The following is a 13,566-nucleotide window of genomic DNA, read 5'->3' as shown; positions in this document are numbered from 1 at the left end:
ATTTGTCTATCACTTGTACAAAGCAAGTAGTAATGTCTACCTCATAGTGAACTGACTCACAGTTGTCGAGTCGGTCCGAATCAAGGAGGTAGACCGTGTCGACGCACGTGAACTCGCACTCCGGGCAAACGCTCCCGCCGGAGCAGTGGCGGGACAAGAAGAGGTATCTCTGGCTGCTCGGCCTGGTGCCGCCGACGGCAGTTTTCATCGCCGTCGGATTGGTCGCGTTGTTCAACAGCCTCGGCTGGAATGCGGTCGCCCCGGTGTGGTGGTGGATCGGGCCACTGCTCGTCTACATCCTGCTCCCGATCCTCGACATCTTCTTCGGCCCCGACGGTGAGAATCCGCCGGACGAGGTGATGGAGCGTCTCGAGAACGACAGGTACTACCGGTATTGCACGTACATCTACATACCGTTCCAGTTGGCCAGCCTCGTCCTGGCCTGCTATCTCTGGTCGGCGACGGATCTGGCCTGGCTCGGAATCGACGGGGGACTGGGGCTGATCTCCAAGATCGGTCTGGCGATCAGTATCGGTTGTGTCGCGGGAATCGGGATCAACACCGCACACGAGCTCGGTCACAAGAAGGACGATCTCGAGCGCTGGTTGTCGAAGATCACTCTGGCGCAGTCGTTTTACGGCCATTTTTACATCGAGCACAACCGCGGACACCACGTGCGTGTCGCCACGCCCGAGGACCCGGCGTCGTCTCGCTTCGGTGAGAGTTTCTGGACCTTCCTCCCGCGCAGTGTGTGGGGATCTCTGCGCTCGTCGTGGTCACTGGAAAAAGCCAGACTGGATCGACTGGGTAAGAAGCCGTGGACAATTCGCAACGACGTCCTGCATTCGTGGATGATGTCCGTTGTACTCTTCGGTGTCCTCGTCGCCGCCTTCGGGCTCTCGGTGCTGCCGTTCCTGGTGCTGCAGGCCGTGTTCGGGTTCTGCCTGCTCGAAACGGTCAACTACCTCGAGCACTACGGACTGAAGCGTCGTCGTTTGGACAGTGGGCGGTACGAGCGCGCTGCACCGGAGCACAGTTGGAACAGCGATCACATCTGCACCAACATTTTCCTGTATCACCTCCAACGTCACAGTGACCATCACGCGAACCCGACGCGTCGATATCAGACGCTACGAAGCATGGGCGGTGCGCCGAACCTGCCCAGTGGGTACGCGAGCATGATCATGCTCGCCTACGTTCCGCCGTTGTGGCGAAAAGTCATGGACCCCAAAGTGCTTGCCCATTACGACGGTGACATCACCCGAGTCAACGTTCAGCCGTCCAAGCGCGATCGCATCCTTGCCCGATACGGGGCAGCGTGATGAGCAGCTACCGATGCCCGGTGTGCGAATACGTCTACGACGAGTCCAAGGGTGCACCACGAGAAGGGTTTCCGGCGGGAACGCCGTGGGATGCCGTTCCGGACGACTGGTGCTGTCCGGACTGCGGCGTGAGGGAAAAGCTGGACTTCGAGCCGATGCCGGCAACGGCGGGGAGTGAATCATGAACGACTACAAGCTGTATCAGTGCGCGCAATGCGGATTCGAGTACGACGAGGCGGTCGGCTGGCCGGAGGACGGTATCGAACCGGGGACTCGCTGGGACGACATTCCCGAAGACTGGAGTTGCCCCGACTGTGGGGCGGCGAAGAGCGACTTCTTCATGGTGGAGGTCGAGCGGCAGTGAGATGCGTCGGCGTCGAACGGACCTAGGTGCGGCGGTAATGTCGTCACCATGACTTCGACGCCCACCCGCCTGCCGCAGAAAGAAGCGTCGCGACTGCTGCTGCGTACCTCGGTGCTCGATTCGATGCGTGAATTGTTGACCGAACGCGACTGGTCCGAGGTGACCCTGACTGTTCTGGCCAAGCATGCCGGTGTGAGCCGTCAGACGCTCTACAACGAGTTCGGTTCGAGGCAAGGGCTCGCCGAGGCGTACGCGCTCAGGCTCGCCGACGGCTTCGTCGACGCGGTCGACGAGGCCATGGTGGCGCACGAGGGGCGTGCAGTCGAGGCATTGATGGCGGGCTTCGGCTCGTTTTTCGCCTCCAGTGCCACCGACCCGCTGGTGATCTCGTTGCTCACCGGTGAGGCCAAACCGGACCTGCTTCGCCTGATCACGACCGACAGTGCGGTCATCATCGAGCGGGCGTCGTCGAGGCTTGCGGAGAGTTTCCAGCGAGGGTGGATTCAAGCGTCACCCGCTGATGCCGGGATTCTGGCGAGGGCGATTGCGCGCCTCGGGCTGAGCTACATTTCGATGCCGCCGGAGTCCGGAGCTTCGGTCGCGGAGGATCTGGGTACTTTGCTCGGACCGTTCATCGACGTGGCGCGCGCGGGCCGCGCAGTAGAGGGGCGGGCGGGAGAGGGCGTCTAACCGATAGCCTGGTACACCGATAGGCTTGTGCAGAGTATGCACGTCAACCAGGAGAGGCAGATGACGACCTCAGTTTCAACAACGCCCGTGGCCGAGAGCCGTAACGGCATCGACTTCAAAGTTGCAGATCTTTCGCTCGCGGAGTTCGGTCGCAAGGAAATCCGTCTGGCAGAGCACGAGATGCCCGGCCTCATGGCGCTTCGTCGCGAATACGCAGAGGTGTTGCCGCTCAAGGGCGCTCGCGTTTCCGGCTCGCTGCACATGACCATTCAGACCGCAGTTCTGATCGAGACGCTGACCGCGCTCGGTGCCGAGGTGCGCTGGGCTTCGTGCAACATCTTCTCCACGCAGGACCACGCTGCCGCCGCTATCGTCGTGGGTCCGCACGGCACCCCGGAAGAGCCCAAGGGCGTTCCGGTTTTCGCCTGGAAGGGTGAAACCCTCGAGGAATACTGGTGGGCAGCGGAGCAGATGCTGACCTGGCCGGGTGAGCCTGCCAACATGATTCTCGACGACGGTGGCGACGCCACCATGCTGGTGCTCAAGGGCGCACAGTTCGAGAAGGCCGGCGTCGTGCCGCCGACGGACGACGACCAGGATTCCGACGAGTACAAGGTCTTCCTTGCACTTCTGCGTCAGTCCCTCGAGTCCGGCAAGGGCAAGTGGACCGCGATCGCCGAGTCCGTCCAGGGCGTCACCGAGGAGACCACCACGGGCGTTCTGCGTCTGTACCAGGTTGCCGCTGCCGGTGAACTCACGTTCCCCGCGATCAACGTCAACGACTCGGTCACCAAGAGCAAGTTCGACAACAAGTACGGCACGCGCCACTCCCTGCTCGACGGCATCAACCGCGGCACCGACGTTCTGATCGGTGGCAAGGCTGCGCTGGTCTGCGGTTACGGAGACGTCGGCAAGGGTTGTGCCGAGGCACTTCGTGGCCAGGGCGCTCGCGTCGCGGTCACCGAGGTCGACCCCATCAACGCCCTTCAGGCGCTCATGGACGGCTTCGAGGTCAAGACGGTCGAGCAGGCCATCGGCTGGGCCGACATCGTGATCACGTCCACCGGTAACAAGGACATCATCACGTTCGAGCACATGAAGGCCATGAAGCACCAGGCCATCCTGGGCAACATCGGACACTTCGACAACGAGATCGACATGGCCGGCCTCGAGAAGTCCGGCGACGTCACGCGGATCAACATCAAGCCGCAGGTCGACGAGTTCACGTTCGCCGACGGACACTCGATCATCGTGCTGTCCGAAGGCCGCCTGCTCAACCTCGGCAACGCGACGGGCCACCCGTCGTTCGTGATGAGCAACAGCTTCTCCAACCAGGTCATCGCGCAGATCGAACTGTGGACGAAGCCGGACGAGTACGACAACGAGGTCTACCGCCTCCCCAAGCACCTCGACGAGAAGGTCGCCAAGATCCACGTCGAGGCACTCGGTGGCACGCTGACCAAGCTCACCAAGGATCAGGCAGAGTACATCGGCGTCGACGTCGAAGGCCCGTACAAGCCGGAGCACTACCGCTACTGACCCGGTGATTCATCGCTGAGGATGTAGTGCCCGCCGTCCCCCGGTCTGCGCAAGCAGGCCGGGGGATAGGCTTGTCCGCCGTGGGAACACTGGTGGCATTGGAAGGTCTCGACGGAGCTGGAAAGCGGACGTTGATCGGCAAAGTGGAGGGCGAACTCCGCCGCGGCGGCACGTCGATCGCGACTCTGGATTTTCCGCGGTACGGAAAGTCGATCCACGCGGATCTTGCTGCTGAGGCGCTCAAAGGTTCACACGGAGACCTGGCCGAGTCCGTGAACGCGATGGCAGTACTGTTCGCCTTGGACCGCGCCGGTGCTGCAGGTCAGATCTCGGAACTGTTGTCCACCAACGACATTGTTCTCCTCGATCGCTACGTGGCGTCCAACGCTGCCTACAACGCGGCGCGGGTGCATCAGGGTGTGGACGGCGAGATGGTCGCCTGGGTCCGTGAATTGGAGCTGGGCCGACTCGCTCTCCCTTCTCCTGATCTGCAGTTGTACCTCGACGTACCGGTAGCGCTCGCCGAGCAGCGCGCCCGCTCCCGCGAGGCCGAGGACGCGTCGCGTCAGCTCGACGCGTACGAGCGTGACGGCGGCCTGCAGGCCCGAACCGGTGAGCTGTACACCCAGTTGGCAGCGACGGACTGGGTCTCACCCTGGTGGATCGTGGGGCCGGAGACGGACCCGGCCGACCTGGCGCGCAGGCTCGCGGATTTCGCGTGATCGGTCACCCTTGCGGCCGGGATTCGAACTTTCCGGCACAGTAGAGGGAAAGACGCGGCACGCCGCACGGCCTCGTAACGGTCTGATTCATCGCTCCGAGATGCAACGATAGGGATATGAAACCAAGGATTCTGGTTGTCGACGACGACACGGCACTCGCCGAGATGCTCACGATCGTGCTGCGTGGTGAGGGTTTCGATCCCTACGTGGTAGGCGACGGAACCCTGGCGCTCGCGGCAGTGCGTGAGACTCGCCCCGATCTCGTCCTGCTCGATCTCATGCTTCCCGGAATGAACGGGATCGACGTATGCCGGGTTCTGCGTGCGGATTCCGGTGTGCCCATCGTGATGTTGACGGCCAAGACCGACACCGTCGACGTCGTGCTCGGCCTCGAATCCGGTGCGGACGACTACATCATGAAGCCGTTCAAGCCGAAGGAATTGGTGGCGCGGGTGCGCGCTCGTCTGCGCCGCACCGAAGAGGAGCCCGCGGAGCTGCTGAGCATCGCCGACATCGTGATCGACGTTCCGGCTCACAAGGTCAGCCGCGGCAGCGAGCAGATCTCGCTCACACCACTCGAATTCGACCTGCTGGTCGCATTGGCGCGCAAGCCGCGCCAGGTGTTCACCCGTGAAGTCCTTCTCGAGCAGGTGTGGGGATACCGCCACGCCGCCGACACCCGTCTGGTGAACGTGCACGTTCAGCGTTTGCGCGCCAAGGTCGAAACTGATCCCGAGAATCCCGAAGTGGTTCTGACGGTCAGGGGGGTCGGCTACAAGGCCGGACCGCCGTGAGCGGAGTTTCCAGGTGGCGTCGTCGTCTCAACCGACGGCTGACGCCATTTCTGCGGTGGTGTCACTCGATGAGCAACACCCTCGCGCACACGTGGCGACGCTCGCTCCAGTTGCGAGTGGTCGTCTCGACTTTGACGTTGTCTCTGATCGTCATCGTCATTCTCGGTGTCGTGCTCACCAGCCAGATCACCGATCGGCTGTTGGAAACGAAGATCACCGCAGCGACCGAGGAAATGGACCGTGCCCGCGGCATCGTCGAAGACCAACTGGCGGGCGTCGACGATTCGACGGCGCTCAACGTCCAATTGGAAAGCGCTGCGTCCGGACTGACGAGTCGTAGAAACCAGACCTCGGGCCAAGCCTCCGGGTCTGCCGGCACCTTCGACCCGGTACTGATCGTCCCAGGGGACGGGCCGCGCCAGCCCACCAGTTCGGGACCGGTGGAGCAGATCCCGGACAACCTCCGCGAGTTCGTCAAGCGAGGCCAGATCAGCTACCAATTCGCGACGGTGTCCAATCCGAACGGTTACTCCGGTCCCGCGCTGATCATCGGCAGTCCCACCGCGTCGTCGATCTCGGGTCTCGAGCTGTACCTGATCTTCCCGCTCGCCAGCGAAGACCGGAGTCTGTCGCTCGTTCGAAGCACCCTGCTGATCGGTGGAGCAGTCCTGCTTGTGCTCCTCGCTGCGATTTCGCTGTTGGTTGCCAGGCAGGTCGTGCTCCCCATCCGCTCGGCCTCACGAATCGCGGTGCGCTTCGCAGACGGCCGACTCAAGGAGCGAATGCCGGTCCGCGGCGAGGACGACATGGCGCGCCTGGCCATGTCCTTCAACGAGATGGCCGAGAGTCTGTCCAAACAGATCACCCAGCTAGAGGAGTTCGGCAGTCTCCAGAAACGCTTCACGTCCGATGTCAGCCATGAACTCCGCACACCGCTGACCACGGTCCGAATGGCCGCCGACCTGATCTACGACGGCAGCGAGAACCTCGACCCGATGCTGCGCCGGTCGTCGGAACTGCTTGTCGCCGAACTGGACAGGTTCGAAGGGCTCCTGGCGGATCTCCTCGAGATTTCCCGACACGATGCCGGTGTCGCGGAGTTGGCGTCCGAACAACTCGACGTGCGGATGTGTGCGCGAGCGGCCGTTTCCACGGTTCGCCATCTCGCCCGCGAATCCGGCACCGAACTGATCGTGGACATGCCCGACGAGCCGGTCATGGCAGATGTCGATCCGCGCCGCGTCGAACGCATCCTGCGAAATCTCCTGGCCAACGCCATCGACCACGGTGAGGGGAAGCCGATTCTGCTTCGCCTTCGCGCCGACGACAATGCCCTCGCCTTCATCGTCCGCGACAGTGGCGTCGGGTTGCGTCCGGGCGAGGAGAAGTTGGTCTTCAACCGGTTCTGGCGATCGGACCCGTCCCGTGTGCGCCGCAGTGGTGGCACCGGACTCGGCCTCGCAATCAGTGTCGAGGACGCGAATCTGCACGACGGCAAGCTCGAGGCCTGGGGCGAACCGGGAGTCGGCGCCTGCTTCCGGCTGACGCTCTCGCGCACCCGTGGCAAGAAAGTCGTGTCGAGTCCGCTGCCACTCAAGCCGACGACCACCAAATTCGTCCGCACGCCGAGCGAAGCCGACATCGTCGCCGATACCGTCGGCGAGGTCACATCGTCCTTGCCGACTCCGCGCGAAACTGACTCACGGAACGAGTCCAACGGTGGGGATCGATCATGATCGGAACCCGCCGTCGTCTGGGACTTCTCGCAACAACCCTGAGCGTTCTGTTGCTGACCGGTGCATGCGCGAGTTTGCCGGAGTCCTCGTCGCCACAGGCAATCGGAACTCTGGCGACAGCCGTGCCCGGAACCTCCGTCGAATCACCGGCATCGGGGCGAGAGCCGGACCTGCTGGTACGTGACTTCGTCAAGGCAAGTACCGATCCGTCCAACCGGCACGCCGCAGCCCGTCAGTACCTCACCAAGGACGCGTCGGCGCGTTGGGACGACGCGGCAAGTGCTGTCATCGTCGACAAGGTCGATGTGCTCTCGGTTTCTCGCACCAGCACCGAAGCCGTCTACACGATTCGTGTGAACAAGGTCGGTCGCCTCGACCCGGGAGGACTGTACGTTCCTGAAGAGGGCAGCTTCGAAGCGAGGATGACCCTGGCGTTGACCGACGGCGAATGGCGGATCAGTGATCTGCCTCCCGGCGTGATCATGGAGCGTCCGCAGTTCCTCGGCGCTTACCAGCGGAAGTCGTTGTTCTTCCTCGACCCCACCAGCCAGACAGTCGTCCCCGATCTTCGCTGGATCTCCGGCGGGCAGGACCAGGTGGCGGCTCAGCTGATCGGTCTGATGATCGACGGACCGAAGGCAGCGCTGGCGCCGGCTGTGCGAAACGAACTGGGCAATGGCGTGTCGGTGATCGGTCCGATCACCAAGGCCGACGGTAAGCCGGGACAGGTCGGAGTCGGTCTCGGTGGTGTGCGCATCAACTTCCGCCTTGACAACCCGATGGATGCTGCTACTCGCGGTTTGTTTGCAGCGCAGGTCATTTGGACGCTCGCCAATGCCGATGTCGCGGGGCCGTACGTTCTGGAGATCGACGGCGAACCACTCGACGCCGCTCATGCGGACGGCTGGACCACTGCCGACGTCGCATCCACCAACCCGCTGGCCACCACCAGTGCGACCGTCGGACTGCATGCCTTGCGCAACGGTTCACTGGTGAGCGTCACCGAGCAGGAGGCGACTCCGGTGCCCGGTTTCGCAGGCAACGCGGGCAACCTCACGGCGGCTGCTCTCTCACGGGACGGCAAGTTGGTGGCAGCCGTTGCGGACACCGCTCGGCCGGATCCAGGCACCAGGTTCGACTTGTCACTCGGGACATACGGCGATGGTTCCGTTCCGGTACTCGAAGGCAGCGCCATTACCCGACCTTCGTGGGAGCTGGACAACAACGCGGTCTGGGCGGCGGTGAACGGCAATACCGTCGTTCGGGTCGTCCGCGAACCCGGGACAGGTCGAGTGTCGGTCACCAACGTCGATGTCGGGGCCCTGACGTCGGTCGGTTCGACGATCTCGGAACTGCGTCTGTCGCGGGACGGCGTGCGAGCCGCGATGATCATCGACGGCAAGGTTTACCTGGCTGTGGTCGTGCGCACCGCCAGCGGGGTCTACGCCCTGACGAGTCCACGCGCGGTGGCCTCTGGCTTGGGAAGCACCGCGCTCTCACTCGACTGGAGCAACAGCGACACCATCGTCATCGCACGCAGTGGCGCTGACATACCGGTCGTCCAGGTTGCGATCGACGGTTCCCGAATGGACGCGCTGCCGAGTGGAAACCTGACCGCTCCCGTCACCTCCGTGGATGCGTCGCCGACTACCGAGTACGTCGCCGACGCGCGTGCGGTGTTCCAACTGAACAACAACGACCCTGCAGGCGATCGTCGTTGGCGTGAAGTGACTGTGCTGACCGGACAGAAAGCGATTCCGGTTCTACCTGGCTGACTTGTCGGTGTTCTTGTTCATGTCGGTGCTCTCATTCATGATTCGGCCATGGGGGACAAGAAATTCGGTGCCGGCCTGCTCGATCTGTTGTTGCCACGCGAGTGTGGTGGGTGCGCCCGCAGCGGGACTCTGTGGTGTCGTGAGTGCGCGGAGCTGCTGAGCGACCATCCGGTTCAACTGAGTCCGCGCGTCGATCCGGGCGCACCGGTGTGGGCACTCGGCCGCTACGACGGCCCCAGGCGTCGCAGTGTGATCGAGATGAAGGAACGCGGTCGCCGCGATCTCGCGATGCCTCTGGGGGCCGCTGTGGCCGGTGCACTGGCCATGCTGGAACGGTGGGGCGAGCTCGGTGGCGGAAATCGTGCGCCAATCGTCCTGGTTCCGGCTCCCACGCGCGCCCGGGCGGCGCGATCTCGCGGAGGTGACCCGGTTCGCCGGATAGCTGAAAGTGTGCGAGACAAGCGCAGAGTGGAAGCGTGGGAAACCGGTTGTGTCGAGGGGCGCCCGATACAAGTCTGTCCGATTCTCCGGATGACGCGAGGCGTACGTGACTCGGTCGGACTGTCCGCGGCCGACCGAGTGACCAATGTGAACGGTCATGTGTCTCTCGACACCACTGCGATCCGTTCCATTGCGGGGGACAGCGCCATCGTCCTGCTCGACGACGTCCTGACGACGGGAGCGACTGCGGCAGAGTCGGTTCGGGCTCTCTCGCTCCGTGGGATTCGGACAACTGTCGTGCTCGTACTTGCAGGGGCTTAGATGAATTTCGTTGGAACAGTGGCACTCGCGCGCGTTACGTACTAGCGTCGGCGGCACACCCGAAAATACTGGTAGGAGGTGGTACTTCGATACTGGTGCCGGGCGGATCCCCTCTCGGTACTTGCAGAATTTGCCGCCGCCCACCGTGGGGCGGGGCCGTAATTGGGAGGTACGAGTGACGACCCCTTCGCAAGCCTCGTTTTTCATCGAGGACGCCACCATCGAGCGTTCCGAGAATGCCGCAGCTCCGAGATCCGACGTCGTAGTCAAGGGACGAAATGTCGAGATCCCCGATCACTTCCGAATCTACGTTTCGGAAAAGCTGGCGCGACTCGAACACTTCGACCCCTCCATATTCCACTTCGACGTGGAACTCCAACATGAACGCAACCGACGACAGGCCAAGAGTTGCCAGCGCGTCGAGATCACCGCTCGAGGTAAAGGCCCGGTGGCCCGAGCCGAAGCGTCCGCAGACAGCTTCTACGCCGCCTTCGAATCGGTGATCGACAAGCTCGAGAGTCGCCTCCGTCGAACCAAGGACCGCAAGAAGGTCCATTACGGTGACAAGCGACCGGTGTCCGTCGCGGAGGCAACCGCCTCTCTCGTCGACGCAGACTCACTCGGAGTCACACCGGACATTTCGCTGAACGGTCAAGAACCGGACGAGTACGACGGCCCGGGACGCGTGGTCCGCACGAAGGATCACCCAGCCGAGCCGATGACCATCGACGACGCTCTCTACGAGATGGAACTGGTCGGACACGACTTCTTTCTCTTCCACGACAAGGAGTCGGACAAGCCGTCCGTCGTCTACCGTCGTCACGCTTTCGACTACGGATTGATCCGCCTGACATGACCCAATCGGTGGTGGGTTTGCTCGCTCGCCGCCGGTAGCGCCTACCATGGAATCCGGCCGGAGTTTTCGGACCCCGGCCGGATTTTCAGTGTGTGACCCCCTGTCGCCGAAGATTGAGGACGAAGAAGACTGTGCCGTCGCTGTCGCTATCGAAGCTGCTCCGTGTTGGTGAAGGTCGCATGGTCAAGCGGCTCAAGCACATCGCCGAGCATGTGGAATCTCTGTCGCCCGATGTCGAAGGCCTGACAGACGAGCAACTCAAAGCCAAGACCACCGAGTTCCGTGAGCGCTACGCCGCCGGGGAAACTCTCGACGAGTTGCTGCCCGAGGCTTTCTCCGTGGCCCGTGAGACGTCGTGGCGCGTGATCAATCAGAAGCACTTCCACGTGCAGATCATGGGTGGCGCGGCCCTGCACTTCGGCAACGTCGCCGAGATGAAGACCGGTGAGGGCAAGACCCTGACCTCGGTTCTTCCGGCCTACCTCAACGCGATCGCCGGCGACGGCGTTCACGTCGTCACGACCAACGATTACCTCGCCAAGCGCGACTCCGAGTGGATGGGCCGCGTTCACCGCGCCCTCGGCCTCGAGACCAGCGTGATCCTCTCGGGCATGACGCCGGCCGAGCGCCGCGTCGCCTACGCAGCGGACATCACCTACGGCACCAACAACGAGTTCGGCTTCGATTACCTGCGTGACAACATGACGCATTCGTTGGACGACCTGGTCCAGCGTGGCCATGCGTTCGCCATCGTGGACGAAGTCGACTCGATCCTCATCGACGAAGCCCGAACCCCCCTCATCATCTCGGGCCCGGCCGACGGCTCCAGCAAGTGGTACAGCGAGTTCGCCCGCATCGCGCCGCTGCTGAAGAAGGACGTTCACTACGAGGTCGACATCCGCAAGCGCACCATCGGTGTGCACGAGGCGGGCGTCGAACTGGTCGAGGACCAGCTCGGTATCGACAACCTGTACGAAGCCGCGAATTCGCCGTTGGTGAGTTACCTCAACAACGCGATCAAGGCCAAAGAGCTCTACACCAAGGACAAGGACTACATCGTCCGCGACGGCGAGGTCATCATCGTCGACGAGTTCACCGGCCGCGTGCTGGTCGGTCGCCGCTACAACGAGGGCATGCACCAGGCGATCGAGGCCAAGGAGAAGGTGGAGATCAAGGCCGAGAATCAGACCCTCGCCACCATCACCTTGCAGAACTACTTCCGTCTGTACGACAAGTTGTCGGGCATGACGGGTACCGCCGAGACGGAAGCTGCCGAGCTTCACCAGACCTACACCCTCGGCGTTATCCCGATCCCGACCAACCGTCCGATGGTCCGAGTCGACAACGGCGACCTCATCTACAAGACCGAGGAAGCCAAGTTCGATGCCGTGGTCGACGACGTCGTCGAGCGCCACGAGAACGGCCAGCCCGTTCTGATCGGTACCACCAGCGTCGAGCGCTCGGAGTACCTGTCCAAGCAGTTCACCAAGCGTGGCGTTGCCCACAACGTCCTCAACGCGAAGTTCCACGAGAAGGAAGCGACCATCATCGCCGAGGCCGGCCGCTCCGGTGCGGTCACCGTCGCGACCAACATGGCCGGCCGCGGTACCGACGTCGTGCTCGGTGGTAACCCGGACATCATCGCGGACATCGCGCTGCGCAAGAAGGGCCTCGACCCCGTGACGACGCCGGACGAGTACGAGGCAGCCTGGGACGCCGTCCTCGACGAGGTCAAGGCTGAAGTGAAGGAAGACGCGGAGAAGGTCCGCGATGCCGGTGGCCTGTACGTCCTGGGCACCGAGCGTCACGAATCGCGTCGTATCGACAACCAGTTGCGTGGTCGTTCCGGACGTCAGGGTGATCCCGGCGAATCGCGGTTCTACCTTTCGCTCGGTGACGAGCTGATGCGCCGCTTCAACGGGTCGGCACTGGAGTCGATCATGACGCGCCTCAACCTGCCTGACGACGTCCCGATCGAAGCCAAGATGGTCTCGAAGGCCATCAAGAGCGCTCAGACGCAGGTCGAGCAGCAGAACTTCGAAATTCGCAAAAATGTCCTCAAGTACGACGAGGTCATGAACCAGCAGCGAACGGTCATCTACAAGGAGCGCCGCCAGATCCTCGAGGGTGAGGACATGGAGGGCCAGGTCGAGCAGATGATCACCGACGTGGTCACCGCCTACGTGGACGGCGCCACCGCGGAGGGCTACGTCGAGGACTGGGACCTCGAGCAGCTGTGGACGGCGCTGAAGACGCTGTACCCGGTCGGTATCGATCACAAGGCGTTGGCGGGGGAGGACGGTGCAGGTATCAACAGCGACCTGAGCCGTGACGACCTGCGCACCGCGTTGCTCGAAGACGCCCACGCGGCGTACAAGAAGCGCGAAGCCGAGATCGACGCGATCGCCGGCGAAAACGGTATGCGTGAACTCGAGCGTCGTGTCTTCCTCTCGGTCCTGGACCGCAAGTGGCGTGAGCATCTCTACGAGATGGATTACCTCAAGGAGGGAATCGGCCTGCGTGCGATGGCACAGCGTGACCCACTGGTCGAGTACCAGCGCGAGGGCTACGACATGTTCATCGGCATGCTCGACGGACTGAAGGAAGAGTCCGTCGGATTCCTCTTCAACCTGCAGGTCGAGGCAGCTCCGGCACAGCCCGCGAGCGGAATTTCCGTCACGGCGGGCTCGGCTGCTGCGGCTTCCGCCACGGCGCCCAAGCCGCTCCCGACGCAGGAAGCCGCGGCCAGGACAACCGGCACGGCTGCCCCGACGGCGTTGCGCGCCAAGGGACTTGACGACGAAGGTCCGTCACGATTGACGTACACCGGCCCGGACGAGGACGGCAAGGCGAAGGCAACCCGCGACTCGGCCGCCGACTCCGGTGACGGGGCAGCCTCACGTCGCGAACGTCGTGAAGCAGCGCGGACGCAGTCGAAGAGCAACCGAGCTCCGAAGTCCAAGCGCAAGCGCTGAGTTTTCAGTACGGACAGTTCTCGACAGGCTG

The 13,566-nt window shown here is 63.1% G+C and carries 12 protein-coding genes; all 12 read left to right on the top strand.

Features of this window, described 5'->3' with window-relative positions; genetic code table 11:
- Positions 1–95: 95 nt before the first annotated feature.
- The 12 genes from ACFQ6H_RS20915 to secA all read left to right on the top strand — a co-directional run bounded on the left by ACFQ6H_RS20915 (position 96) and on the right by secA (position 13,535).
- On the top strand, positions 96–1,322 hold the full coding sequence (locus ACFQ6H_RS20915; protein WP_378648304.1) for an alkane 1-monooxygenase: 1,227 nt from the start codon (positions 96–98) through the stop codon (positions 1,320–1,322).
- Entirely contained in the window at positions 1,322–1,507 is a 186-nt protein-coding gene (locus ACFQ6H_RS20910; protein WP_003940827.1) for a rubredoxin, read from the top strand. Before ACFQ6H_RS20915 ends, ACFQ6H_RS20910 begins: the two co-directional genes overlap by 1 nt.
- Positions 1,504–1,686: a rubredoxin gene (locus ACFQ6H_RS20905; protein ID WP_317825444.1), complete on the top strand. Its 183-nt coding sequence runs from the start codon at positions 1,504–1,506 to the stop codon at positions 1,684–1,686. Before ACFQ6H_RS20910 ends, ACFQ6H_RS20905 begins: the two co-directional genes overlap by 4 nt.
- Before the next feature lie 48 nt (positions 1,687–1,734).
- The gene (locus tag ACFQ6H_RS20900; RefSeq protein WP_378534065.1) at positions 1,735–2,376 is read left to right on the top strand and encodes a TetR family transcriptional regulator; all 642 of its coding nucleotides are present in this window, start codon (positions 1,735–1,737) and stop codon (positions 2,374–2,376) included.
- 60 nt (positions 2,377–2,436) lie between these two features.
- Positions 2,437–3,915 carry an adenosylhomocysteinase gene (gene ahcY / locus ACFQ6H_RS20895; protein WP_378648302.1) on the top strand — a complete coding sequence of 493 codons (1,479 nt, stop codon included), beginning with the start codon at positions 2,437–2,439 and terminating at the stop codon, positions 3,913–3,915.
- Between the two features lie 80 nt (positions 3,916–3,995).
- Positions 3,996–4,637, top strand: coding sequence for a dTMP kinase (locus tag ACFQ6H_RS20890; RefSeq protein ID WP_378534063.1), 642 nt, complete (start codon positions 3,996–3,998; stop codon positions 4,635–4,637).
- Between the two features lie 116 nt (positions 4,638–4,753).
- Complete coding sequence (gene mtrA / locus ACFQ6H_RS20885; protein ID WP_003941013.1) at positions 4,754–5,431, top strand: MtrAB system response regulator MtrA; 678 nt, start codon at positions 4,754–4,756, stop codon at positions 5,429–5,431.
- Positions 5,428–7,167, top strand: coding sequence for an MtrAB system histidine kinase MtrB (mtrB, locus tag ACFQ6H_RS20880; protein WP_378648300.1), 1,740 nt, complete (start codon positions 5,428–5,430; stop codon positions 7,165–7,167). Before mtrA ends, mtrB begins: the two co-directional genes overlap by 4 nt.
- Positions 7,164–8,942 carry an MtrAB system accessory lipoprotein LpqB gene (gene lpqB / locus ACFQ6H_RS20875; protein WP_378648298.1) on the top strand — a complete coding sequence of 593 codons (1,779 nt, stop codon included), beginning with the start codon at positions 7,164–7,166 and terminating at the stop codon, positions 8,940–8,942. Before mtrB ends, lpqB begins: the two co-directional genes overlap by 4 nt.
- A 48-nt stretch (positions 8,943–8,990) precedes the next feature.
- Positions 8,991–9,704: a ComF family protein gene (locus tag ACFQ6H_RS20870; protein ID WP_378544899.1), complete on the top strand. Its 714-nt coding sequence runs from the start codon at positions 8,991–8,993 to the stop codon at positions 9,702–9,704.
- A gap of 175 nt (positions 9,705–9,879) precedes the next feature.
- A complete protein-coding gene (gene hpf, locus ACFQ6H_RS20865) occupies positions 9,880–10,560 on the top strand; it encodes a ribosome hibernation-promoting factor, HPF/YfiA family (protein ID WP_003940893.1) in 681 nt (226 codons plus the stop codon).
- A gap of 131 nt (positions 10,561–10,691) precedes the next feature.
- Positions 10,692–13,535 (top strand): preprotein translocase subunit SecA, encoded by a 2,844-nt coding sequence (secA, locus tag ACFQ6H_RS20860; RefSeq protein WP_378636078.1) that lies wholly within the window; start codon positions 10,692–10,694, stop codon positions 13,533–13,535.
- Positions 13,536–13,566: the final 31 nt, after the last annotated feature.

The organism is Rhodococcus sp. NPDC056506, from assembly GCF_042794945.1.
Taxonomy (GTDB): Bacteria; Actinomycetota; Actinomycetes; order Mycobacteriales; family Mycobacteriaceae; genus Rhodococcus_F.
This window is presented reverse-complemented; position numbering and strand designations above follow the sequence as displayed.

Excerpts from the sequence above, each read along its gene's own strand:
- ACFQ6H_RS20900 (WP_378534065.1), top strand. The coding sequence starts at position 1,735 with ATGACTTCGACGCCCACCCGCCTGCCGCAGAAAGAAGCGTCGCGACTG.
- ACFQ6H_RS20910 (WP_003940827.1), top strand. The coding sequence starts at position 1,322 with ATGAGCAGCTACCGATGCCCGGTGTGCGAATACGTCTACGACGAGTCC.
- ACFQ6H_RS20870 (WP_378544899.1), top strand. The coding sequence starts at position 8,991 with ATGGGGGACAAGAAATTCGGTGCCGGCCTGCTCGATCTGTTGTTGCCA.
- lpqB (WP_378648298.1), top strand. The coding sequence starts at position 7,164 with ATGATCGGAACCCGCCGTCGTCTGGGACTTCTCGCAACAACCCTGAGC.
- ahcY (WP_378648302.1), top strand. The coding sequence starts at position 2,437 with ATGACGACCTCAGTTTCAACAACGCCCGTGGCCGAGAGCCGTAACGGC.
- mtrA (WP_003941013.1), top strand. The coding sequence starts at position 4,754 with ATGAAACCAAGGATTCTGGTTGTCGACGACGACACGGCACTCGCCGAG.
- ACFQ6H_RS20905 (WP_317825444.1), top strand. The coding sequence starts at position 1,504 with ATGAACGACTACAAGCTGTATCAGTGCGCGCAATGCGGATTCGAGTAC.